This window comes from Rhodospirillales bacterium, assembly GCA_023898805.1.
In the GTDB taxonomy this organism is placed as follows: domain Bacteria; phylum Pseudomonadota; class Alphaproteobacteria; order Micavibrionales; family UBA1664; genus UBA6145.
The window spans coordinates 1,031,959-1,054,609 of record CP060260.1 but is presented as its reverse complement, the minus strand read 5'-3'; the positions used below and the strand labels follow the sequence as shown (position 1 = coordinate 1,054,609).

Sequence of the window (22,651 nt, the reverse complement as noted above, 5' to 3'; positions counted from 1 at the left end):
TTACTTCATCCTTTCCAGCGCGGCCTTGTAGCCGCGGTGCGGTTCCTGTTCGAGAAACCGGGCGACACGGCCCACGGTCGTGGTGCTGGCGCCCGTGATCGCCGAAATCTCGCGGTAAGAGCGCCCGCCCGCGTGCAAAAGCCGCGCGATCAGAAAACGTTCGCCGAAATCTCGCATTTCGCCCGGCGTGCACAGGTCGATCAGGAAGCGGCGGATCTCATCCTCCGATTTCAGGGTCAGAAACGCGCGGCAAAGCGCGGCAAAGCGCGCTTCATGCGTTTCGTCGCCGCTTGCGGCGGGCCTTGTCGTGGATCCAGGTGCCATGGGGCTGCATTAAGACAGGGTGGGTTTGGGCCTGTCAACCTTTGCGCTTGGCCGCGGGGCGCGGTAGTAAGGTAGGGATTTCGCTTAGCCAAAGGACAACGCCCATGAAATTCACCATCAATTGCGACTGCACGCCCGAAGAAGCCCGCGCCTTTTTCGGGCTGCCCGATTTTCAACCCATGCAGCAGGCGATTCTGGCCGATATGCAGGAAAAAATGCAGGCCAACCTGAACGCCATGGACCCGCAGAACCTGATGCAGATGTGGATGCCGCAGGGCGCGCAGGGTTTTGTCGGCAACGGGATGCAGGCGTTTTCGGATCTGCAGAAGGCGATCTGGGACCAGATGATGGGCGCGGTCGCGGAAAATACAGGCCCCGGCCCGGATAAGGCCGCCGGCGACAAAAGCAGGAAAAAGCGGGCATGAGCCAGACCATCTACGCGTTGGCATCGGCCCCCGGACGTGCGGGGGTGGCGGTGGTGCGCGTATCGGGGCCGGACGCGTTCGATTCTCTGGCCGCGCTGAGCGAGCCGATGCCCCTGCCCGATATCCGGCAGGCCAGTCTGCGCAAGATCAAGAATCCCGTGCAGGAGAAATCGGTCGACGAGGCGGTGGTGGTGCGTTTCGCCGGTCCGCATTCATTCACCGGCGAGGACGTGGTCGAATACCATGTCCATGGCGGGCGGGCAGTGATTGACGCGCTTTTGGCCGCTTTGGCCGCGCAGGCCGGTCATCGGTTGGCAGAGCCGGGCGAGTTTACGCGGCGCGGCTTTGAAAACGGGCGCATGGACCTGACTGCCGCCGAAGCGGTGGCTGATTTGATCGCCGCGGAAACAGAGGCGCAGCGCGAGCAGGCACTGGCGCAGATGGGCGGTGCGCTGGCCCGGCTTTACGACGGGTGGGCGGGGCGGCTTTCGCGCGCGCTGGCGCATTTGGAGGCGGATCTGGATTTTTCCGACGAGGATTTGCCGGAAGGCGTAGCCGAAACGGTCAAGCCGCAATTGCGGCAGTTGGAATTTGAAATCCGTCAGCACCTGAACGACGGGCGACGCGGCGAGCGGCTGCGCGAGGGCGTGAAAATCGCGGTGATCGGCGCGCCGAACGCCGGCAAATCAAGTCTGGTCAACGCGCTGGCGCAACGCGACGTCGCCATCGTTTCGGATATTCCGGGGACAACGCGCGACGTGATCGAGGTGCATTTGAATCTGGGCGGATATCCGGTGATTTTGGCCGATACCGCGGGTTTGCGGCCGGACCAGATCGGGCATAGCGGGCAGGACAGGATTGAGCAGGAGGGTATCGCCCGCGCGTTGCGTTACGCGCAGGACGCGGATGTCGTGCTGTTGCTGTTCGACGGGGCGGCGGTGCCAAGCATCGATCCCGACACTGTGCGGCTGATCGATTCGCGCAGCGTGTGTTACGCGAGCAAGGCCGACATCATGCGCGCGGATGCGCGCGTGCGCGGCATGACCTTGCCCGCCTTTTCGGTTGCCACGGGGGCCGGATTCGACCGGCTGATCCATGATCTGACCGGGCGCGTGGCGGAGGCGATGGGGTCGGCCGACCGGCCCTATCTGACCCGCGCGCGACACCGCGTGGCGCTTGAGGAGAGCTGCGCCGCCCTTACCCGCGCGGGCGAAGCCATGTTGCCCGAACTGATCGCGGAAGATGCACGGCTGGCGCTGCGCGCTTTGGGGCGCATCACAGGCCGCGTCGACGTCGAAAACCTGCTCGACATCATTTTTCGCGATTTCTGTATCGGGAAGTGAGGCTGCAGGTCAGGTCAGGTCCCAGCGGAAGCCGCCGTGCGGCGTCCGCTCGCGGGCCGGGTGGCTCCAGGGTGCGGGCTTTTCTTGGTTTTTCTTTGGTTCGCCGGATTTTTGATCCGGTTTCGGCTGGACCGCAGACAGGAATTTTCTGGCCGTCCCAAGGTCAAGTTGCGGGGCGGCGGCATCGGTATTGCTGTTTTTCGGAGGCATTTTTTTATGAATGTTGAAGGATGAGTGCCGTTTGGCGTGGCGGGGTATGAGCGATTCGTGTGACGCAGATAAGGCAGCGTTACGACAAAATAAAGCCAAACTGGAAAATCAAGCGCCAACAGGTTATACACAGGCGCGATGAAAGAGCTGAATTACGATGTCGTTGTCGTCGGCGGCGGGCATGCGGGCTGTGAAGCGGCTGCCGCGGCCGCACGCATGGGCGCGCGCACCGCGCTGGTTACCCACAGGATCGCGACCATCGGTGTCATGTCGTGCAACCCGGCGATCGGCGGGCTGGGCAAGGGACATCTGGTGCGCGAGATCGACGCGTTGGACGGGATCATGGGACGGGCGGCGGACCGCGCGGGCATCCAGTTCCGCATGCTTAATGCCAGCAAGGGTCATGCGGTGCGCGGCCCGCGCACGCAGGCCGACCGTAAATTGTATCGTCAGGCCATACAGGATATTCTTAAAGAATATCAAAATCTTAGCCTGATAGAAGCCGAGGCGCAGGATCTGGTCAGCGAAGCGGACGGGTCAATCGGCGGTTTGCTGCTTGGCGATGGACGGATTCTTGCGGCCAAATGCGTGGTGTTGACCACCGGGACGTTTTTGCGCGGGATCATCCATCAGGGCGAGAACCAGGCGCCGGCGGGCCGGGTCGGCGAGGCGCCGTCGGTCGGGCTGGCTTTGGCGCTGGAGCGGCTGGGCATGCCTTTGGGGCGGCTTAAAACAGGGACGCCGGCGCGGCTGGATGGCCGGACCATCGACTGGGCGCGGCTGGAAATGCAGGCGGCGGACGACGAACCCGCGCCGTTTTCGTTTTTGACCGATAAAATCACCGTGCCGCAGATTGCCTGCGGCATTACCCATACGACCGCCGGGACGCATGCGCTGATCCGCGAAAACCTGCACCGGGCGCCGATGTATTCGGGCCAGATCCTTTCGCGCGGGCCGCGTTACTGCCCGTCGATCGAGGACAAGATCGTCCGGTTCGCGGATAAGGAGCGCCACCAGATTTTTCTGGAGCCGGAGGGGTTGGACGATCACACGGTGTATCCCAACGGGATTTCGACCTCCCTGCCCGCCAGCGTGCAAGCCGATATTTTGAAGACCATTCCGGGGCTTGAGAATGCGCAGGCGTTCCAGTGGGGGTATGCGGTGGAATACGATTATTGCGACCCGCGCGACCTGAAGGCGACTCTGGAATCCAAACGCCTGCCCGGATTGTTCATGGCGGGGCAGATCAACGGCACGACGGGATACGAAGAAGCGGCGGCGCAGGGCCTGATGGCGGGGGTTAACGCGGCGTTGCAGACGGGTGCGAATCCGGGGCCTGTTTCACGTGAAAATGCACGGCGATTTGTGCTGGACCGTGCCAGCGCGTATATCGGGGTTTTGATCGACGACCTGATTACGCGTGGTGCGCCGGAGCCGTACCGGATGTTTACGTCGCGGGCGGAATATCGTTTGACGTTGCGCGCGGACAATGCCGACCAGCGTCTGACACCGGCGGGGCTTGATATCGGCTGTGTCGGATCGGCGCGGGCGAATATCTGGGGTGCCAAGGAAGGCGCGCTTAAATTGGCACGGGATTTGTGCGCGCAGGTATCGGCAACGCCCAATATGTTGAAATCATTCAATATCCACGTGAATCATGACGGGCAGCGCCGGAATGTTTACGAGATTTTGCGTTACGATGGGGTGACCTGGGACGGGCTTGTCGGCATCTGGCCGGCGCTGGGCGAGATTGCGCGGCCCATTGCCGAACAGATTCAGATTGACGCGCAATATGCCGGGTATATCCAGCGGCAGGAAACCGATATTCAGGCCTATCGCAAGGATGAAGGTCTGGCCTTGCCCCATGATCTGGATTACGGCGCCATCGGGTCACTGTCGACCGAGATCCGCAACCGTCTGGCCGAAGCAAAGCCCGCGACACTGGGCGCGGCGGCGCGATTGCCGGGCGTCACGCCCGCGGCGATCGTCGCGTTGTTGCGTCATGTCAAACGGCAAAAGCCGGCTGCAGTTGAATCGATTCATGCAGCCTGACCCACAAACCCCTGAACTGACTCGTCTTCTGGTCTTTTGCGAATTGCTTAAAAAATGGCAGCGTTCAATCAATCTGGTCGCGCCTTCGACGCTTGGGGATGTCTGGGGGCGGCATTTTGCCGACAGTTTGCAAATTCTTGATTTTGTACCTCCGGGCGCGGTGGTGGCGGATATTGGGTCCGGGGCCGGGTTTCCCGGTCTGGTGTTGGCGATCGCGCGTCCGGACGTGCATGTGCATCTGGTGGAATCGGATCAAAAAAAGGGGACATTCCTGTTAGCTGTTTCACGTGAAACAGGCGCAAAGAATGTGGATGTTCATGTGGAGCGAATCGAACGGGTTTTGCCCGGTCTGGAAGCCGGGATGGTGACGGCAAGGGCGCTTGCGCCCTTGCCGAAATTGTTGGAAATGGTGCGTCCTGTGTGGGAACGCAATGTAGGCGCGAACATGGTGTTCATGAAGGGCGCGGCATGGCGGGAGGAGGTCGATCTGGCCAGGCAAGACCATGATTTCGATCTTGACGTCCGGCCCAGCAAAACCGGGGGTGGCGCGGCAATTTTGTGTATAACCAAGGTGCGGCGGAAACGAATCGGTTGACGCCCCTGCCCCGGGCTTTAAGCTGAATTCGATTCCATATCGATTCGTTCATGAAGGGGGCAATTCACGCGCCATGACGTCCCGTATTCTGGCCATCGCCAACCAGAAAGGCGGGGTGGGTAAAACCACCACCGCGGTCAATCTTGCCACATCTCTTGCCGCAGTGGGTAAATCCGTGCTGCTGATCGATCTGGACCCGCAAGGCAATGCCTCCACCGGTCTTGGCATCGACCGCAAGGCACGGGCCGTCAGTTCCTATGACTTGCTGTTCGGTGATGTCGGGCCGCGCCATGCCGCCACGCAGACTCGCGTGCCCGGGTTGTGGGTGGTGCCTGCTTCGCTGCATCTGGCGGGCGCGGATATCGAGCTTGTGACCGCCGAGCGCCGGGAATACCGGTTGCGCGAGGCGCTGCGCGGGGTTCAGGGCGCGCAGGATGCCGGGTACGATTATATTTTGATCGATTGTCCGCCCTCGCTTTCGCTGATCACGTTGAACGCGCTGATCGCCGCGGACGCGGTGTTGGTGCCCTTGCAATGCGAATTCTATGCGCTGGAGGGGTTGAGCCAGCTTGTGCGCACCATTGACCGGGTCAAGGCGCATTTCAACCCGCAGCTTGAGATTCAGGGTGTGGTCCTGACCATGTACGACCGGCGCAACAAGCTTTCCGAGCAGGTGGCGGCGGATGTGCGGGCGTTTTTCGGGCCCAAGGTCTATACCACCATCATTCCGCGCAACGTGCGCGTGTCGGAGGCGCCAAGCCACGGTCTGCCCGCCATCGTCTATGACATGGGGTGTCCGGGGTCGCAGGCCTATATCCATCTGGCCAAGGAAATGCTGCGCCGGGAGCGGGTGCAGGCCGAGGCCGTGGCGGCCTGAGATGCGGGTCTGAGGCACGAGAATAGAAAGACAGGACGATGACGCAGATCGCGGCGAATGTTTCCAATCAAGAGGACATGCAGGTGGACAACAGGAAAAAAGGGCTGGGGCGCGGGTTGAATGCGCTGTTCGGTGACGAGGAAGCGGCGCCGCAGACCGCGAATGACCGCGTCGGCCAGGATACCGCCGGCGAAAGCGCGGGCAGAAGCCGGATGATGCCGGTGGAATGGCTGCGGCCCAACCCGAACCAGCCGCGCCGCGTGTTCACGCAGGAGGCGCTGGACGATTTGGCCGGGTCGATCCTCCAGCACGGCATGTTGCAGCCGATTCTGGCGCGCCCGGTGCCGGAGGCCGGAAACCGTTATGAAATCGTGGCGGGCGAACGCCGCTGGCGCGCCGCGCAGGCCGCGCAATTGCACGAAGTTCCCGTTACGATTCAATATCTTACGGACGAGGCGGTGCTCGAACTTGGGTTGATCGAAAACCTTCAGCGCGAGGATCTTTCCCCGCTGGAGGAGGCCGAGGCGTACCAGCAGTTGATGACCCGGTTCGGCCATACGCAGGACAAGGTGGCGGCCGCGGTGGGCAAATCGCGCAGCCATATCGCCAACATGATCCGGCTTTTGACCCTGCCGGAGCCGGTCAAACAATATCTGCGCGAGGGGACGTTGACTGCCGGCCATGCGCGCACCCTGATTACCGCCGCCGATCCGACGGCCATGGCCAAGGCCATGGTCGAGGGAGGATTAAGCGTGCGCGAGGCCGAGGCGCTGACCAACAAGAAAAAGGGTAAATTGACCCGCGGGCGCGCCGGACCGCAGAAGGATACCGATACGCTGGCGCTGGAACGCGAGATGACCGGGGTCTTGGGCATGCCGGTTACGATCAGCGTGCGTAAGGGCAAGAAAGGCGCGCGCGCCGGGAGCATCAGCATCCAGTACGCCAATCTGGACCAGCTGGACGACGTTTTGCACCGGCTTTCGCACGGTGCGGGGCGCAAGGGGCTGTGACGGATTTATCTGGCCAGACCTGACCAGGGTCCGCCATCCATGAAAAAAGCGCCCATAAATGGCGCTTTTTGTATTATAGATCAATTGGTTGATCAGTTGTTAAAGCTTCCGGTGTCGATCACCTTGACGGTGTCGCTTTGGTACACTTGCGCAGCGGGTTTGCCCGAATAGTAATTGCCGTCGCCGATATGGACGTCCTTGATCGTTTCCTGCACCTGATCGGGGACCACGACCTGTTGCGGCTGGGTCACGCCATTGACGATGGTGTCGCGCACCACGCCGCCCTGCATTTCGCTGGTTTGCGCCGGGTACGGCCTGTTGCCGACCAGTCCCACCTTGCGGCTGGTGACCGTATAGTCGGTGGTGGTGGTTTTTTCAGTGGTCGTAGAAACAAGCGGATCGGTAGTCGATGCGGGCGGCGCAATCACCGGGGAATCGGTGGTCGTTACCGTGGTGCTGGTGGTCGCCGGCAGTTCGCTGCGTTTATAGGCATCGTAAGCCTGCAATTCGCGCTCGTGCATGGATTTGGACACGCCCATGGTTTGCGAAAGCGGCGCGATGTTCATCGGCGTGCCGTTGTCGTTGAGCGGCGACATCTGGCCCTTGCCGGCCGCATCGTCGGTTTGCTCGGCCGGGACCGGCGCCGCAGCATAGGGGGCAGGCGGCTGGGTCGTGGTCTGGGTGGTTACGGTGGTGGTCGTCACCATGCCTTCGCCGGTTTGCTGGTAGGTCTTGTAGACGTTCATCTGGCGGGCGCGTTCGGCATCGTCCATCGCGCGGGCCGGGGCGGCCAGCGCCAGCAACGCGGCAGCGGCCATGGTGAATGTGTAAAATGACTTGTGCATGTTCAAATTCCTTTTATCGGTGCGGACTTCAGGTAATAGGCCCTTGTGGCCTTTTGATGTCAACGAATTTGAAGGCCGGTCAGTTCATCAAGCCGCCATGGCTATTTTCAGTAAAACCTGCGCGCAGAGCGTATCGGCGGGCATGTTGGTCTGTTTGGTCTGGGCCTCGGTCGCATTCAGCGCGCCAAGCACGTTCTCGATGCGCTGGCGCGGCCAGCGTTGCAGCTGGGCCTGAAACGCGCTTTCGAATTTGAAAAATACCGGCGGGTTGAGGGATTTCATCGCCGATTTCGGGTCGGAACCCGATTCGATCTTGAGCTGGCATTGGTACAGGCGGCGGAAATGCCCCTGAACGGTGCGTAGAATCGCCACCGCCGCGGTCTGTTCGCGGGTCAGCGCCGCAAGGCTTGCGCCCATGCGGGCGACGTCGCCCTGGCCCACGGCGTGGACCAGTTCGTCGAAAGTGCGGGCACGCACGTCGCCGACGCAGGCTTCGACATCCGCAAGGTGGATGGTTTTGTCGGCATCGGCGAATTTATAAAGCGCAAGTTTTTCAAATTCGCCACGCGCGACCGCGCGGTCGCCGACCAGCGCGCCCGCCAGTGCCGCCAGCGCATCGCGATCGAAGCCAAGGCCCGAATCGCGCGCGGCGGTCTGAAGAAAGCGGGTGAGGTCGCGTTCGTCCTCGACATAACAGGGGATGGCCGCCGCGTTTTCGGCCTTTTCGGCCAGCGCGCGCAGGGCGGATTTGGTGCCCAGTTCCCCGGCCTCGATGATGGTGAGGGTATGGGGCGAGGGGGATTTCAAATAGTCCTTGATCAGCGGGGCGAGCGCGTCGGCGGCGTCACGGATCAGGATCAGGCGGTTGCCGCCCATCAGGCTTTGGGCAAACGCCTCGTCATGCAGGCGGGCCGGGTCGTCGAGCAATTGGGCGGCGGTAAGCGTAGCGACGTTGAACGGGTCGGCCAGATCCGGCACCTGGGTTTTGGCCATCGCCTTGCCGCGTTCGGCCACCAGCCCATGGTCGGGGCCGTAGACCAGAATCACCCGCGCGGCTGGTGCTGGCCGCGCGACGAAGGATTCGATATCGCGGTAGGCGAGTTTCATGTCCGTATTCCCGGTCCCCGGATTACGGGTTCTGGGTCGTGCTTGTGTATTCGGTATCGAGGTCGTGTTCGCGGTGCAACCGCTCGGCCGCGGTTTCCGGCTTGTCTTTATAACCCGTGATCGCCCGGTCGTTGCCCGGTTGGTAGGCGGCGGGATTCGAGAAATAGAGCTCGACCAGCGCGGTAACCTGACCGGCCATGTCGCGGACGGCCTGATCGCGGGCGTCGTTTTCTGTGACCAGCGTCGTGTACTGGCTTGAAAGTGTATTGAAGGACGAAATCGCCGTCAAAGCGCGGGTCAGTACCACGGCACCGTCGGCGCGGGTCAGGCGCAGCGTGCCGGAGAGCTTAAGCTGGCTGCGGGTCGCGGTCGCGTCCTTGGCGATGCCCAAGCCGTAGCTGCTTTCGGTCAGGCGGTCGACCGAAAGGGCATAGGGCGCATCCGCCCGGTTTTTGCGCCCGGTGCGGTAGAAGCGGTCCATCAGCTCGTTGCGCAGCGACTGGCCGCGGCGGTCGGGCATCACGGCGATGTAGACTTGGTCCATCTTCGCGGCGACGTCGGCGTGCGTCCCGCCCGCATATTTGCCGTAAACCGGCGTCAGGCCGCAGGCGGCGAGGGGCAAGGCCAGAAGCAGGGCAAATATCAGGTAAAGCGTACGCATCATATTCTAGACGCTAGCATGGGGTCAGGGTGTTGGCCAGCCTTGCCGCGGTTTGAAAAACGATTTGATCATCCATATCGCGAAATTCGGCGATCCCTCTTTCCTTGACGTAGGAAAAAACGCGATGCAGGGCGTCTTGTGTCTGGTGGTGAGCGCCGGTTCCATTTTTGGCTTGTTCGTCACGGGCGGCTATCAAGGCAGGGATAAAGAAAAGGGCCGCTTCACCGTGGTCGCGCAAAAGTGAAAGTACGGCATTGGCGTCTGCAAGCCTTTCTCGAAGCCGTATCGGGGGAAGGGTGTGACGTGGGTTTTCGAATAGTTCAACGCCATGGGTGATTTCGTGCCTGACAACGAATTCTTCATAAAGTCTGACCAGCAGAGTTCTCGATGGTGTTTTATCAAGTACGGCGTTACCGAAAAAATCCCTTAGTCGCGGATCATTCGGCCCATCCAAAATTTCAACCATTATATATCCGGCCAGAGCTTTGTTTTCTGGGGCAAAAGGTAAAAAACGCCCCGTGTTGCGTCGAATTGTCAATGCCAGATCGTTTTCATAGGCTTGAAGTGCGCGCCGACTTTGCAACTTATGTGTGTTGCCGAGGGTTTCTGACAAAAATCTCGCCTCTGCGCTTGGTGTTCTGCCACGCTTGGGGTCGTAGTAATAAACGACATCCCACGTACGGGGGAAAAACCGTTTCAAAGTGTCTTCGATAAGGCTTGCGTGATCGAATGTTTCGGCAAGCCCGCATTTTTTTTGCAGCATATGCGCGTTCCGCTTAATTTCGGTTTTCTTGTTTTTCGGGAAGCGCGGGCGCGGCCTCCACTTCGATGCGGCAAGTCGCCGGTCCGGGGGACCTTAAGCGCGCTTGCCGCCGCGCATGGACATAGCCATGCCGGGGGCGCGCATCGTCATCGTGGTGGAAAGCGGTGGCGCAAAACGCGCATATGGCCGGGAGCCATCAAGGGTAAGCATTGGTACGATCCTTGTTTTAACGGATAAAGGGAAGGTCCGGGGGGCCGCCGCAAGCCCCCGTTTTCATATGCGACGTTCTTTTTAATAACGCCGGGTGCACCGGCGTGTCAAATTTTTAGACCGTTTTTTTATGCCGCGGCGACGATGTTGACGATGCGGCCCGGCACGACGATGACTTTTTTGACCGTCAGGCCGTCAAGGGCGCGTTTGACCCCGTCTTCGGCCATCGCGGCGGATTCCGCCGCGACGCGGTCGGCGTCGGCGGGCAGGGTGATGGTCGCGCGCAATTTGCCGTTGACCTGAACCGCGAGCGTGAGCGTGTCCGCCACCAGCAGGGATTCGTCCGCCTCGGGCCACGGGGTGTCGGCAAGCAGCGTGTCGTGGCCAAGCTGTTCCCACAATTCCTCGGCCAGATGCGGGGTCATCGGGTTGACGACGCGCAGCAGGAATTCCCATGCCTCGCGCAAGGCCCATTTGTCGGCGTCGTCTTTGGATGCGAAGCCCTCGATCGCATTCGCAAGTTCGCGAATCTTGGCCACCGCCTTGTTCATGGTGAAGGATTCGATGTCGCGCGCGACGCCCACCGCGGTGCGGTGCGACCGCCCGCGCAGCTCGGCCGCTGCGGACGAAAACGACGCGGGCGTCTTGACGCCGGTCAGCTTGATTTCGGCGATGTCGTCCTGAAGCATGCGGTGCAGGCGGTTGATGAAACGCCACGCGCCCTCGATCCCGCCTTCGGTCCATTCCAGATCGCGCTCGGGCGGGCTGTCGGAAAGGATGAACAGGCGCGCGGCATCGGCGCCGTAAGTGCCCAGAATGTCGTCGGGATCGACCACGTTCTTTTTGGATTTGGACATTTTTTCGACGCGGCCCAGCGTCACCGGCGATTTGTCGGACGATCTGACCCAGTCGCCTTTTTCGGTCAGTTCAACCTCGGCGGGGTAGAGCCATTTGCCGTCCGCATCCTTGTAGGTCGCGTGGGTGACCATGCCTTGCGTGAACAGGCCGGTGAAGGGTTCGTCGGGGACCTGATAGCCGCAATCGCGCAGCGCGCGCATGAAGAAGCGCGAATACAGAAGGTGCAGGACCGCGTGTTCGACGCCGCCGATATACTGGTCGACCGGCATCCAGTATTGCGATTTCGCGGAGTCGAAGGCCGCGTTTTCGTTTTTCGGGTCGAGGTAACGCAGGAAGTACCAGCTGGAATCGACGAAAGTGTCCATGGTGTCGGTTTCGCGCGTGGCGGCACCGGCGCATTTCGGGCATTTGACGTGTTTCCACGACGGGTGGCGGTCAAGCGGGTTGCCCCCTTTTGTACCATCGGGCGCGTCGTAACTGATGTCGTAGGGCAGTTCGACCGGCAGGTCCTTTTCCGGAACGGGTACGGTGCCGCAGGCCGCGCAGTGAATCATCGGGATCGGCGCCCCCCAGTAACGCTGGCGCACCGCCCCCCAGTCGCGCAGGCGGAATTGCGTAACGCCGCGTCCGCGGCCCAGCGATTCCATTTTCGCGATCGCGGCGGCCTTGGCCGATTCGACGTCCATGCCGTCGAGAAAACCGGAATTCACCGCCACGCCGGGGCCGGTATAGGGTTGTTCGCGCACGTCGATCGTTTCGCCTTCGGGCGCGATAACGGGCAGGATTTGAAGCCCGTATTTGCGCGCGAATTCGTGGTCGCGCTGGTCATGCGCGGGACAGCCGAAAATCGCGCCGGTACCGTAATCCATCAAGATGAAATTCGCGACGTAAAGCGGCAACGTCGCATCGGGCAGGAAGGGGTGTTTGACGCGCACGCCGGTGTCGAAGCCGATTTTTTCGGCCTGTTCGATCGCGGCTTCGGACGTGCCGCCGGCACGGCAGGCGCGCACGAATTCGTCCCAGCCCGGCTTGCCCGCGCAAAGTTTCTGCGCCAGCGGGTGGTCGACCGCCATGGCGGCAAAGGATGCGCCGAACAGCGTATCGGGGCGTGTGGTGAATACCTCCAATGTGTCGCTCGATTGCGCTACGTCGAAGGTGAATTGCAGGCCCTGCGATTTGCCGATCCAGTTTTCCTGCATCAGGCGGACCTTGTCGGGCCAGCGGTCGAGCGACCCTATGGCCGCCAGCAATTCGTCGGCGTACCGGGTGATGCGGAAAAACCACTGGTCAAGGGTGCGGCGTTCGACCGGCGCGCCCGAACGCCAGCCGCGCCCGTCCACCACCTGTTCGTTGGCCAGCACCGTGTTTTCAACCGGGTCCCAGTTGACCATCGAACGCTTGCGGTAGACGAGGTCGTTTTTATAGAAGTCGAGGAACATCTTTTGCTGATGTTTGTAATAGGCGGGGTCGCAGGTCGCGACCTCGCGGCTCCAGTCGATGGCCAGACCCATCGACAAAAGCTGCTTTTTCATCTGGGCGATGTTCTGATAGGTCCAGTCCTTGGGGTGGACGCCGCGTTCCATCGCCGCGTTTTCGGCGGGCAGGCCCATCGCGTCCCAGCCCATCGGGTTGAGAACGTTGTATCCAAGGGCGCGGCGGTAGCGCGCGACGACGTCGGAAAGCGTGTAGTTACGCACGTGGCCCACATGGATGCGGCCCGAAGGGTAGGGCAGCATGGCCAGCACGTAGGATTTGGGCCTGTCGTGGTCCTCGACGACCTCGAAAGTCTTGCGCTCGGCCCAGACCGCGCGCCATTTCGCCTCGGTCTCCTTGATATTATAGCGTTCGGACATCTGTTTCCTGCCTGTTTGACGGCGCCATTCATTCATCACGGGAGGGGCTCCCGTCAACTGGTTTGGCGGAAAAGCGCGGCGAAGTTTATTGATCGTCCCTTATTGATCGTCGTCGTGCGCGGCGATGCGCAGTTCGCGGGCGCGGGTCAGGATCGCATCCTCGATTTCCGTGTTGTCCTTGGGATCGACCGCGACGTCCTTGCCGCCACGTTGCTTGAACATCGACACCTTGATGCCGTCGGAGCGCAGCTGGCTGCCCATCACGAAAATATTGAGCTTGTAACGTTCGCCCGGCTTGTCGGGGCTGGCGTACCAGTCGGTCAGGATGACGCCGCCGAACGGGTCAACCGTGGACAGGGGCATGAAATTGACCGTATCAAGCGCCGCGCGCCACAAATAGGAATTGACGGTGATGACATCGGTCGCGTTCTTGGATTTGCCGCCCAGCAGGTTGAACCCGTCCTTGCCGAAAACGCTGTCCGGTTTTTTATAGATGTCGTCGCCGGTCTGGGCGCGGTCGGCGCCGGTGGGGTATTTCGGCTCGGATTCAAGGCCACCGCAGGCGGAGAGCGCAAAGGTTGACATCATTATGACAACAAGAAGGGGGCGAAGCGTCATTTCAAACCTTGATCGGATGGTGTGTTTCCTTTCATCTAGCATTGTATAAAGGCGTTCTCAAGCGCCTCCGGCTGTGCCGGTAGTTCGCGTCTGTTGCAAAAATGCAACGACCGGGAAAAAAGTGCCGGGCCGCTTCGGGCCGTTTCGTTGACCCAAGGAAACGAATTTGAGAGTTTCCATGCAGTGTCCCGGCGCAACCGGGGCTTTGACAAATGCCCGACGCCATCCCGGCCAAGGGTCAATGGAGGAACCAAGATGAAAAAAATTCTGATGAGCACGGCCGCTCTTGTTGGCCTTGCCTTCGTCGCCGCCGCTCCGGCGCGCGCCGAAGATCCCGCGCTGCAACTCGGCGTCGGCGGTTACATCAACGGCTACGCCGTGTACACCGACCAAGACGGCGCGAACCTGCGTAAATTCGACTTCCGCAAACAGGCGAAAATCCACCTGAACGGCGAAGTCGCGCTGGACAACGGCATCACTGCCGGTGCCTATTTCCAACTTCTGGCTGACCGTTCGGAAGGCGCTTCGACGATCGAAGAATCCTACCTGTACCTGTCCTCCAACTGGGGCCGTATCAACCTCGGTGAAGAAGACGGTATCGCCTACCTGATCCAGGTCGCTCCCCCGATGGTTGACGCCGAAGTCGACGGTCCGCGCCCGGATATCGGCACGTTCACGGCTGCCAACGGTGGCACGCTGCGTTACGACCAGGCTCCGTTCGCCTACACCAACAAGTTCACCTACATCACCCCGTCGTTCAACGGCTTCCAAGCTGGTTTCAGCTACACCCCGTCGCCCTCCGCTGGCGACCTGGCTGGCACCGCCGCTTCGGTCACCTCGAACACCGCTGGCGATCTGAAAAACGGCTGGGAAGTTGCCGGTCGTTATGAAGGTTCGTTCGACGCTGTCGACGCTGCCATCGGCGCTGGTTACAGCAAGGCCACCCGCAACAGCGGCCGTGACCTGAAAGATTGGAACGTCGGTACGAGCTTCGGCTTCGGCGGTTTCGGTCTGGGTGCTGCTTACGTCAACTTCGACCAAAACGCAGCGGCTGACACCAAAACCACCGGTTGGGTGTTCGGCGGCGACTACGTCACCGGCCCCTACAAACTGGGTCTGAACTACACCACGGTTAACGTGGGCAACGGCACCGGCCTTAAGAAAACCGGCGTTGACCGCTGGACCGCTGGCGCGATCTACGAATGGGGTCCGGGCATGACGTTCCGCGGCGCCGTTCAGTACCAAAAAGCCAACGACGTTGGCGGCGTTCCTACGGCCGACAACAAAGGCACCCAAGTTACCCTGGGTACCCAACTGGAATTCTAATCCGCAAGGATTGGACGAATACGAAAGGGCGCCTTCGTGGCGCCCTTTCTTTTTTTGCCATTTTTGTTTTTTTGCCTAATACGCGCGGGATGATACGATCGGCCCGGATATGCGTCTGGCGGTTTTGCTTTTCATCATGATTTTAATACCCTGCGCCGCGCGCGCGGCGGACCAGACCGCCTTGTTCGCGGGCGGGAATTTCTGGGCGTTGCAAGCGATGTTCGATTCCCTGCCCGGGGTCGAGCGTACGGTTGCCGGCTATACCGGCGGGACGGAAGCGAACCCGCATTATGCCGACGTGGCGCACGGGCGCACCGGGCACCGTTTCGTGGTGCTGGTCATCTTCAACGACGCGGCGGTCAGTTACGAACAATTGCTACATGCTTACTGGCGTGCGATCGACCCCACGGATTCACGTGGGCAGTTTTGCGACCACGGCGCGCAATATACCAGCGCGATCTATACCTATGGCGCGGCGCAGGCGCAGGCCGCGGCGGACGCCAGAATGCTGATGGAAACCGACAACACGGCGTTTTCGGACGCGAATGGCAACGACATTCACGTCGCGACCGCAATTTTGCCCGCGGGCATTTTTTATCCCGCCGAAATCGGGCAGCAGCGTTATTACGAGAAAAACCCCCTGCGGTACTGGCTGTATAACAAGCTGTGCCGCCGCGCGGCGCGGCTTCAGTCCATATGGGGCAAGCCCAGCCCGTAAAGCAGGGCATCGAGGCCGTTGAACAGCAGATGGTTTGGCAGGGCGTCGCGCAGCACCTGTTTGGATTCGAATCCCACGCCCAGCCCCGCGCTTTCCAGCATCGGCAGGTCGTTCGCGCCATCGCCGATGGCCAAGGTTTGATCGAGGCCGATGCCCAGCCGCGCGGCGGTGGATTCAAGGCAGTGTTTTTTGAAGGATTTGTCCAGAACGGGATCGGCGACCGTGCCGGCAAGCGCGCCGTTTTCAACGATCAGCGTATTGCCGTGATGTTCGTCGAACCCCAGATGCGCCGCGACGCGCGCGGTGAAATAGGTGAACCCGCCCGAGACCAGCACGCAATGCACGCGGTGATGTTTGAGTGTTTTGATCAGCGTTTCGCCGCCGGGCGTGAAATGCATCGCGGCGGCGGTGCGCTCCAGCGCGGTTTCGGGCAGGCCGCGCAAAAGCGCGACGCGTTCGCGCAAGGCCGCGTGAAAATCAAGCTCGCCGTTCATCGCGCGGCGGGTGATCGCGGCGATACGGTCTTTTATGCCCGCGATTCCCGCAAGTTCGTCGAGTGTTTCCTCGGCGACCATGGTTGCGTCCATGTCGGCCAGAAACAGGCGCTTGGCGCGGGTTTCAAGCGGCTGGCAGAGGACGTCGACGCGGCATTGGGTACGAATGGCGTCAAGCGCCCATTTGGGCGCGGGCGCGTCGGCCATCAGATCGACCGCGCGGTTGGGCGCAAGCACGGCGCGGGCGGTTTCGGCTATCCCCGCCTCGCGCAAAATTGCGCGCGGGCGCTCGTCGAAAAAGGGGTCTTGGCTTGGGGCAATGAGTGTGATGACGTAGGACACGCCAAAAACCCTAACAGCAACGATCCATCATGACAACGAAGCCGACCGCGAAGCCCCAAGTTCCGATGTTTTCCTCAGGCCCGTGCGCGAAGCGTCCGGGGTGGAGCGTCGCAGCGCTGGCGAGCGCGCTGGTCGCGCGTTCGCACCGCGCGGCGCCGGGCAAAAAGAAACTTCAGGCGGTGATCGATGGACACCGCAGGCTTTTGGGCATTCCCGCCGATTACGTGGTCGGCATCGTGCCCGCGTCCGACACGGGCGCGGTGGAAATGGCGCTGTGGTCGATGCTGGGTGAACGCGGGGTCGACGTGCTGGCGTGGGAATCGTTCGGGACGGAATGGCTTAAGGACATCACCGGGCAGCTGAAATTGCCGGACGTGCGCGAATTCACCGCCGATTACGGGTTTTTGCCGGATCTGGGACAGGTGGATTGCGACCGGGACGTGGTGTTTACCTGGAACGGCACGACATCGGGTGTGCGGGTGCCGGACGGCGCGTGGATCAAGGCCGAGCGCAAGGGGCTTACGATCTGCGACGCGACGTCGGCGGTGTTCGCCTATGACCTGCCGTGGGAGAAGCTCGACGTCGTGACATGGTCGTGGCAAAAGGTGCTGGGCGGCGAGGCGGCGCACGGGATGCTGGTGCTATCCCCGCGCGCGGTCGCGCGGCTGGAAGGCTATAAACCGCCGCGTCCGCTGCCAAAAATTTTCCGCATGACCAAGAAGGACAAGGACGGAAACGTCAAACTGAATGCCGAGATTTTCGAGGGCGCGACCATCAACACGCCTTCGATGCTGTGCGTCGAGGATTGTCTTGATGCGCTGGCATGGGCGGAAAAAGCGGGCGGGCTTAAAGGTCTTATGGTCCGGTGTCAGGCCAATTTCGCGACGGTGGAGCGCTGGGTCGCGGCGTCGGAATGGGTCGCGTTTTTGCCCGAGGCGCCGACTACGCGTTCGATCACATCGATCTGCCTCAAGGTCAAGGATCCTTGGTTTACGGCCCTGCCGCAGGCGGCGCAGGATGCGCTGCTCAAATCGTTGGTCAAGACGCTGGACGAGGAAAATGTCGGCAAGGATATCGGTTCGTACCGCGATGCGCCGGGGGGAATCCGCATTTGGGGCGGCGCGACGGTCGAGGCGACGGATATCGCCGCGTTGCTGCCGTGGCTTGACTGGGCCTATGCATCGCTCAAGGCGCAAGCCGCGTAATGGCGCAATATTGTTTTAAATTGCTGCGGCGCGTAATTTTTTGTTGCGCGGCCGCGTGCGGATCAATAATACTTAGACCCATGCGCGTCACTGCCGCCATACGCACCGTCATCGTGGTGCTTCTTGTGAACCTTCTTGCCGTACTTGGCAAGGAGGCGCGGGCGGTATAGGTCAAATGTAAAGCAAAGACCCAAGACACGCTGCCAGCGCCCTTCGGAACCCCCGCAAGGGCGCAAATTTTTTTACCAAAAAACTTCGGACAAACGGACTAGAGAGAAAGAAATAGACCATGAATATGCACAACCCTTCCTTCCCAACCGATGGCGATCAGGCCGATGGCGGTCAGGCATTCAATCAGGCGGCCATGCCCGGTGCTCGCGCCATCCGCTTCCAGATTGCCGGTTTTCGGGTGATCAGGCAGGCTGGCGGCAGCATTGCTCAGGTGATCCACGCCATCGTTCAGGAATCGGGTACCGAAGCGGCCGCCTTTCCCACCGCCGCAAAAGATGGCGCAAATTCGCGAGTCCTGATTCATCAAGGCGAGAGACTTTCCGATTCACAAATTTATGACGGCGTCATGGATGATCGGACTGGCGCAATTCACGAGGTTCGTGGCGCGGGCATGGCGGCGGCAGGCTGGTTGCGCACTCCCGATTTTCCCGCCTTCATGGAAAAGTGCAACGAAATGTCGCCATGCGCGCCCGCACCGGCTGTTGTAATCGTTGTGCCCCGCCATGAAGGTCGGCTTCACGTCATCTGAGGCGGTGATGCGTATGCAGACGGCGCAGCGCGCCTTCACCGAGGAAGCGGGGCTTTTGAAACCTTTGCCCGCCGGGTTTTACGGTTGTGTTCGCGACGGGGCGGGGTTCAGCGTCCTGTTCACGACCAACGATCTGGCGCGGCCTGTCGTGATGGTCACGCTGGATGCGTTGCGCGCTTGCCTGAAGGTTGAGGGCGGGCGGGTTGGCATTGAGCGGGCATCGCCGCTGCGACGGACGCTGGTGCGGGGCGGGGTTGAGGATTCGGAAATCCTCAAGGCCGCCGGGAAGCTGGCTGAAAGCGCCGGGTGTTATCAGCGCACGGGTATGCTGGGTGGTGCGTTCGATTCGCTGGACGCCTGGCACGAAAGCTTTAAAAGGCGGCATAAAAAAACCGCGCCCGCGCCGGTGCGGCTTGGCCCCGCGCAGCACAGGACCACGTTTGTGGCCCTGAAGCAGCAGGATGACGCGTGGCAGCGGTCGTTTGGCGGGGCGCGCCGGGTCTACAGGCGTTAGCATTTTTGCGGCGGATTCGCGGCACCCAGTTTTTTACGGGCATTTTTATGCGGGTTGCCAGCCGCGCGCGGGTGCGGCACCCTTTTGGGCGTGAACGCGCTTTTTTTTCAGATCGCCGTTATCGGCATCGCGGCCATGGCCGCGCAATGGCTGGCATGGCGGCTGCGTATTCCCGCGATCGTATTTTTGCTGCTGTTTGGTTTCGCGCTCGGCCCTCTTGCACATGTGATCGATCCGCGCGCGCTGATGGGGCCGATGTTCCGGCCCGCGATCGAGGCCGCGATCGCGATCATCCTGTTCGAGGGCGGGCTACAACTACGCCTGAAGGATATTGCCGAAGCACGCAAGGCGGTGGGCAGCATCGTCATTCTGGGCGCGCCGGTGGGGTGGGGGCTGATCACGCTGGCCGCGCATTATATCGCGGGGCTGGAATTCCCCGTCGCGGCGGTGCTGGGCGGGATGCTGGTGGTCACCGGCCCCACGGTCATCATGCCGATGCTGCGGCACGCGTTGTTGCAGCATCGCGTCGCCTCGGTCCTGAAATGGGAAGGGATATTCAACGATCCCGTTGGTATTTTGATCGCGTTTCTGGCGTTCGAGTATTTTACCGTCGCGGGCGCGGGCATGGGGTTCTTTATCGAGCGTCTGGGGTTGATCGCGCTGATCGCCGCCGCCGCGATCGCCGCCGGATTCATCACCGCGCGCGTGTTTCGCGAAGGATGGGTGCCGGAATACCTTAAATCCCCGATGCTGCTGGTCGCGGTGATCGTGATGTTTTATGCCAGCAATCTGGCGCTGCACGAATCCGGGCTGATCGCGGTGATGGCGTACGGCATGACGCTGGCCAATCTGCCGGTCGAAAGCATACAGGAAATCCGCCGGTTCAAGGAAACGACGACGCTGCTTTTGGTGTCGGGGGTATTTTTGCTTTTGACCGCGGACCTGAACGCGCGGGTCATGCTGTCGATGAATTGGCGCGGGGTGCCGTTCATTCTGGCGTTGTTGTTCATCGTCCGGCCTTTGACGGCGTTGATCGCCGGGGTGTTTTCCAATTTGAACCTGCGCGAGCTGGTGTTGATCGGCTGGGTTGCGCCGCGCGGCGTGGTCTGTGCCGCGATGGCCGGTGTTCTTGGTCCGCTGATGGTCGAGGTCGGCTATGCCGACGGGGCGCAGATTTTGCCTTTATGTTTTTCCATCGTCGTCATCAGCGTGCTGGCGCAGGGTTTGAGCGTGCGGCAACTGGCGCGGCGGCTGTGCCTGACGCTTGAAAGCCATAACGGGCTGATCATCGCCGGGGCGTGGGGATGGGCGGTGCAACTGGCCGAAGTGTTGCGCGCGCGCGGCATCGACGTGCTGATCGCGGACGGCGACTGGCGACGGCTGCAGGCGGCGCGGCTTTCGGACATTCCGGTTTATTACGGCGAGCTTTTGTCGGAAAACGCCGAGGCGGCGGTCGAACACCACGCCTATGACGCGCTTTTGGCGGCGACGCCCAACCCTGCCTATAACGCGTTGCTGTGCGGCCAATTCGCCGACGTGATGGGGCGGGCGCGGCTTTATACCCTGCACCCGGACGAAGAAGGCGTGGCGCTGCGCCACCGTCTGGCGCGGATGCTCAAGGGCCGGGAATGGGCGCCGGACCGGCTGACCCTCGACCGGCTGGAAAGCCTGTATGCCGAAGGCTGGCGATTTCGCACCTCGCGTATCGGCAAGGCGCCAGACGGGGACGAAATCAAGGTTCCGGTCGAAAGCGAAACGCTGATGGTGGTCGGCGTCATCGGACGCAACGGGAATCTGCGGCTGTTTTCGCGCGGCGAACGGGCGGCGCCCAGGACCGAGGGCGCATACGCCCTGTTCATGGAAAAACAGGACCATCCTGCCTAGGACGTGCCTATGCCCGCCTTGCTTTTGCCGTAGCCCGGGTCTAGACAAAACGAAACGATAATCGCGGAGAAAGCCCGTCATGCCCAAAGTATTGATCGCCGATAAAATGGATGCCGTTTGCGCCGAAATTCTGGCCGCGCGCGGGGTCGAGGTCGAAAGCAAGCCGGGGCTGACGCCAGACGAGCTGAAATCCGCGCTTGGCCAGTATGACGGCGTGGCAGTGCGTTCGGCCACCAAGATTCCGGCGGAAGTGTTGACCGGGGCGGGGGCGTTGAAAGTCATCGGGCGCGCGGGCATCGGCGTCGACACGATCGACGTGCCGGCCGCGACCAATGCCGGCATCGTGGTCATGAACACGCCGTTCGGCAATTCGGTGACCACGGCCGAGCATACGGTCGCGATGCTGATGGCGCTGGCGCGCCAGATTCCGCAGGCCAACGCCAGCACGCATGCGGGCAAATGGGAAAAATCGAAATTCATGGGTGTCGAGCTGATGGGCAAGACGCTTGGCGTCATTGGCTGCGGCAATATCGGAGCGATCGTCATCGACCGGGCGCAGGGGCTGAAGATGCGGGTGATCGGGTTCGACCCGTTTTTGAGCGAGGCGCGGGCCACGGAACTGGGCATCGAAAAGGTGGAACTGGACGATTTGTTCGCGCGCGCGGATTTCATCACCATCCATACGCCGATGACCGACAAGACGCGCGGCATCATCAACAAAGACGCGTTCGCGAAAATGAAAAAGGGCGTGCGCATCCTGAACGTCGCGCGCGGCGGGCTGGTGGTGGAAGCGGACCTTAAGGCCGCGCTGGAAAGCGGGCAGGTCGCGGGCGCGGCGCTGGACGTCTTTGAAACCGAACCCGCCAAGGAAAATATCTTTTTCGGCATGGATAATGTCATCTGCACGCCGCATCTGGGCGCTTCGACCAGCGAGGCGCAGGTCAACGTCGCGGTCCAGATCGCCGAACAGATCGCCGATTTCCTTCTTAACGGGGCGGTCACCAACGCGGTCAACATGCCCTCGATCTCGGCCGAGGACGCACCAAAACTCAAACCGTATACGAAACTTGCGGAGCAGGTGGGGCGGCTGGCCGGGCAGATGGTGGAGGACGCGATCACCGGCATCGAGATCGTCTATCGCGGGCAGGTCGCGGGGTTGAATACCAAACCGTTGAGCGCGGTGGTGCTGGCGGCGCTTCTGGGCGTGACGCTGGAGGGCGTGAATATGGTTTCCGCACCCGCGGTCGCCAAACAGCGCGGTATCGCGCTCACCGAAAGCAAAAGCGAAAGCGCGGACGATCTGGTCACCGCGCTGGGCGTCCGGGTTAAGACCGCGAAGGGCGAAAGCACGGTCACGGGCACTTTGTTCGGCGGCGGGCATCCGCGCATCGTGTCGGTGGACGGGGTTCCGGTCGAGGCGGCGCTGACCCCCAACATGCTTTTGGTGCGCAACAAGGACAAGCCGGGATTGATCGGCGGAATCGGTTCGATTCTGGCCGAGGCCGGGGTCAATATCGCCGATTTCCGGCTGGGCCGCGTGGCGGCGGGCGGCCACGCGATTTCGTTGATCGCCGTCGATCAGCGCGTTGATGACGGGGTGTGCGCGAAGCTGGGCGCGCTGCCGCAGGCGGAAAGCGTCAAGCGTCTGTCGTTCTAG

At 61.5% G+C, this 22,651-nt stretch carries 22 protein-coding genes; 13 read left to right on the top strand and 9 right to left on the bottom strand.

All coding sequences use genetic code 11. The features are described 5' to 3' along the window. Entirely contained in the window at nucleotides 1-324 is a 324-nt protein-coding gene (locus H6866_05225; protein USO06853.1) for a TrpR like protein, YerC/YecD, read from the bottom strand. Nucleotides 325-428: 104 nt separating this feature from the next. Here H6866_05225 and H6866_05220 point away from each other — a divergent pair, with 104 nt between their 5' ends. Beyond that, entirely contained in the window at nucleotides 429-749 is a 321-nt protein-coding gene (locus tag H6866_05220; protein USO06852.1) for a hypothetical protein, read from the top strand. Next, a complete protein-coding gene (mnmE, locus tag H6866_05215) occupies nucleotides 746-2,092 on the top strand; it encodes a tRNA uridine-5-carboxymethylaminomethyl(34) synthesis GTPase MnmE (GenBank protein ID USO06851.1) in 1,347 nt (448 codons plus the stop codon). The genes H6866_05220 and mnmE overlap by 4 nt, the downstream gene beginning before the upstream one ends. A 9-nt stretch (nucleotides 2,093-2,101) precedes the next feature. On the opposite strand, the gene H6866_05210 is transcribed toward mnmE, so the two are convergent. Further along, nucleotides 2,102-2,302, bottom strand: a complete 201-nt coding sequence (locus tag H6866_05210) for a hypothetical protein (protein ID USO06850.1) — start codon at nucleotides 2,300-2,302, stop codon at nucleotides 2,102-2,104. Nucleotides 2,303-2,440: 138 nt separating this feature from the next. Here H6866_05210 and mnmG point away from each other — a divergent pair, with 138 nt between their 5' ends. The 4 genes from mnmG to H6866_05190 all read left to right on the top strand — a co-directional run bounded on the left by mnmG (nucleotide 2,441) and on the right by H6866_05190 (nucleotide 6,836). Then, nucleotides 2,441-4,354: a tRNA uridine-5-carboxymethylaminomethyl(34) synthesis enzyme MnmG gene (mnmG, locus tag H6866_05205; GenBank protein USO06849.1), complete on the top strand. Its 1,914-nt coding sequence runs from the start codon at nucleotides 2,441-2,443 to the stop codon at nucleotides 4,352-4,354. Next, nucleotides 4,344-4,949 (top strand): 16S rRNA (guanine(527)-N(7))-methyltransferase RsmG, encoded by a 606-nt coding sequence (rsmG, locus tag H6866_05200; GenBank protein USO06848.1) that lies wholly within the window; start codon nucleotides 4,344-4,346, stop codon nucleotides 4,947-4,949. The genes mnmG and rsmG overlap by 11 nt, the downstream gene beginning before the upstream one ends. Nucleotides 4,950-5,022: 73 nt before the next feature. Beyond that, on the top strand, nucleotides 5,023-5,826 hold the full coding sequence (locus H6866_05195) for a ParA family protein (GenBank protein ID USO06847.1): 804 nt from the start codon (nucleotides 5,023-5,025) through the stop codon (nucleotides 5,824-5,826). Between the two features lie 83 nt (nucleotides 5,827-5,909). Further along, nucleotides 5,910-6,836 carry a ParB/RepB/Spo0J family partition protein gene (locus H6866_05190; protein USO08597.1) on the top strand — a complete coding sequence of 309 codons (927 nt, stop codon included), beginning with the start codon at nucleotides 5,910-5,912 and terminating at the stop codon, nucleotides 6,834-6,836. A gap of 92 nt (nucleotides 6,837-6,928) precedes the next feature. On the opposite strand, the gene H6866_05185 is transcribed toward H6866_05190, so the two are convergent. From H6866_05185 to H6866_05160, 6 genes are all read right to left on the bottom strand, one after another. Beyond that, a complete protein-coding gene (locus tag H6866_05185; GenBank protein USO06846.1) occupies nucleotides 6,929-7,681 on the bottom strand; it encodes a hypothetical protein in 753 nt (250 codons plus the stop codon). 87 nt (nucleotides 7,682-7,768) lie between these two features. Beyond that, on the bottom strand, nucleotides 7,769-8,788 hold the full coding sequence (locus H6866_05180; protein USO06845.1) for a DNA polymerase III subunit delta: 1,020 nt from the start codon (nucleotides 8,786-8,788) through the stop codon (nucleotides 7,769-7,771). 22 nt (nucleotides 8,789-8,810) lie between these two features. Next, nucleotides 8,811-9,452: a hypothetical protein gene (locus tag H6866_05175; protein USO06844.1), complete on the bottom strand. Its 642-nt coding sequence runs from the start codon at nucleotides 9,450-9,452 to the stop codon at nucleotides 8,811-8,813. Nucleotides 9,453-9,462: 10 nt separating this feature from the next. Beyond that, entirely contained in the window at nucleotides 9,463-10,212 is a 750-nt protein-coding gene (locus tag H6866_05170) for a hypothetical protein (protein ID USO06843.1), read from the bottom strand. A 338-nt stretch (nucleotides 10,213-10,550) separates the two neighbouring features. After that, nucleotides 10,551-13,133, bottom strand: coding sequence for a leucine--tRNA ligase (locus H6866_05165; GenBank protein ID USO06842.1), 2,583 nt, complete (start codon nucleotides 13,131-13,133; stop codon nucleotides 10,551-10,553). 99 nt (nucleotides 13,134-13,232) lie between these two features. Next, on the bottom strand, nucleotides 13,233-13,751 hold the full coding sequence (locus H6866_05160) for a DUF3576 domain-containing protein (GenBank protein USO06841.1): 519 nt from the start codon (nucleotides 13,749-13,751) through the stop codon (nucleotides 13,233-13,235). Between the two features lie 255 nt (nucleotides 13,752-14,006). Here H6866_05160 and H6866_05155 point away from each other — a divergent pair, with 255 nt between their 5' ends. Together H6866_05155 and msrA are read left to right on the top strand one after the other, a co-directional pair. After that, a complete protein-coding gene (locus tag H6866_05155; protein ID USO06840.1) occupies nucleotides 14,007-15,077 on the top strand; it encodes a porin in 1,071 nt (356 codons plus the stop codon). A gap of 136 nt (nucleotides 15,078-15,213) precedes the next feature. After that, entirely contained in the window at nucleotides 15,214-15,795 is a 582-nt protein-coding gene (msrA, locus tag H6866_05150) for a peptide-methionine (S)-S-oxide reductase MsrA (protein USO06839.1), read from the top strand. Here msrA and serB read toward each other — a convergent pair. Next, the gene (gene serB / locus H6866_05145; GenBank protein ID USO06838.1) at nucleotides 15,765-16,631 is read right to left on the bottom strand and encodes a phosphoserine phosphatase SerB; all 867 of its coding nucleotides are present in this window, start codon (nucleotides 16,629-16,631) and stop codon (nucleotides 15,765-15,767) included. The genes msrA and serB overlap by 31 nt on opposite strands. Nucleotides 16,632-16,660: 29 nt before the next feature. Here serB and H6866_05140 point away from each other — a divergent pair, with 29 nt between their 5' ends. The 5 genes from H6866_05140 to H6866_05120 all read left to right on the top strand — a co-directional run bounded on the left by H6866_05140 (nucleotide 16,661) and on the right by H6866_05120 (nucleotide 22,651). After that, entirely contained in the window at nucleotides 16,661-17,836 is a 1,176-nt protein-coding gene (locus H6866_05140) for a phosphoserine transaminase (GenBank protein USO06837.1), read from the top strand. 289 nt (nucleotides 17,837-18,125) lie between these two features. Continuing rightward, a complete protein-coding gene (locus H6866_05135; GenBank protein USO06836.1) occupies nucleotides 18,126-18,596 on the top strand; it encodes a hypothetical protein in 471 nt (156 codons plus the stop codon). Between the two features lie 13 nt (nucleotides 18,597-18,609). Further along, the gene (locus H6866_05130) at nucleotides 18,610-19,110 is read left to right on the top strand and encodes a hypothetical protein (protein USO06835.1); all 501 of its coding nucleotides are present in this window, start codon (nucleotides 18,610-18,612) and stop codon (nucleotides 19,108-19,110) included. Nucleotides 19,111-19,200: 90 nt separating this feature from the next. Then, nucleotides 19,201-20,994, top strand: a complete 1,794-nt coding sequence (locus H6866_05125; GenBank protein ID USO06834.1) for a sodium:proton antiporter — start codon at nucleotides 19,201-19,203, stop codon at nucleotides 20,992-20,994. A gap of 79 nt (nucleotides 20,995-21,073) precedes the next feature. Then, entirely contained in the window at nucleotides 21,074-22,651 is a 1,578-nt protein-coding gene (locus H6866_05120) for a phosphoglycerate dehydrogenase (protein ID USO06833.1), read from the top strand.

Bases quoted from the DNA above. Each gene is read 5' to 3' on its own strand.
- H6866_05170 (USO06843.1), bottom strand. From the start codon at position 10,212: ATGCTGCAAAAAAAATGCGGGCTTGCCGAAACATTCGATCACGCAAGC.
- msrA (USO06839.1), top strand. From the start codon at position 15,214: ATGATTTTAATACCCTGCGCCGCGCGCGCGGCGGACCAGACCGCCTTG.
- rsmG (USO06848.1), top strand. From the start codon at position 4,344: ATGCAGCCTGACCCACAAACCCCTGAACTGACTCGTCTTCTGGTCTTT.
- H6866_05180 (USO06845.1), bottom strand. From the start codon at position 8,788: ATGAAACTCGCCTACCGCGATATCGAATCCTTCGTCGCGCGGCCAGCA.
- H6866_05185 (USO06846.1), bottom strand. From the start codon at position 7,681: ATGCACAAGTCATTTTACACATTCACCATGGCCGCTGCCGCGTTGCTG.
- H6866_05210 (USO06850.1), bottom strand. From the start codon at position 2,302: ATGCCTCCGAAAAACAGCAATACCGATGCCGCCGCCCCGCAACTTGAC.
- H6866_05135 (USO06836.1), top strand. From the start codon at position 18,126: ATGAATATGCACAACCCTTCCTTCCCAACCGATGGCGATCAGGCCGAT.
- H6866_05130 (USO06835.1), top strand. From the start codon at position 18,610: ATGCAGACGGCGCAGCGCGCCTTCACCGAGGAAGCGGGGCTTTTGAAA.
- H6866_05165 (USO06842.1), bottom strand. From the start codon at position 13,133: ATGTCCGAACGCTATAATATCAAGGAGACCGAGGCGAAATGGCGCGCG.
- H6866_05140 (USO06837.1), top strand. From the start codon at position 16,661: ATGACAACGAAGCCGACCGCGAAGCCCCAAGTTCCGATGTTTTCCTCA.
- H6866_05225 (USO06853.1), bottom strand. From the start codon at position 324: ATGGCACCTGGATCCACGACAAGGCCCGCCGCAAGCGGCGACGAAACG.
- H6866_05120 (USO06833.1), top strand. From the start codon at position 21,074: ATGCCCAAAGTATTGATCGCCGATAAAATGGATGCCGTTTGCGCCGAA.
- H6866_05155 (USO06840.1), top strand. From the start codon at position 14,007: ATGAAAAAAATTCTGATGAGCACGGCCGCTCTTGTTGGCCTTGCCTTC.
- H6866_05160 (USO06841.1), bottom strand. From the start codon at position 13,751: ATGACGCTTCGCCCCCTTCTTGTTGTCATAATGATGTCAACCTTTGCG.
- H6866_05195 (USO06847.1), top strand. From the start codon at position 5,023: ATGACGTCCCGTATTCTGGCCATCGCCAACCAGAAAGGCGGGGTGGGT.
- H6866_05220 (USO06852.1), top strand. From the start codon at position 429: ATGAAATTCACCATCAATTGCGACTGCACGCCCGAAGAAGCCCGCGCC.
- H6866_05175 (USO06844.1), bottom strand. From the start codon at position 9,452: ATGATGCGTACGCTTTACCTGATATTTGCCCTGCTTCTGGCCTTGCCC.
- mnmG (USO06849.1), top strand. From the start codon at position 2,441: ATGAAAGAGCTGAATTACGATGTCGTTGTCGTCGGCGGCGGGCATGCG.
- mnmE (USO06851.1), top strand. From the start codon at position 746: ATGAGCCAGACCATCTACGCGTTGGCATCGGCCCCCGGACGTGCGGGG.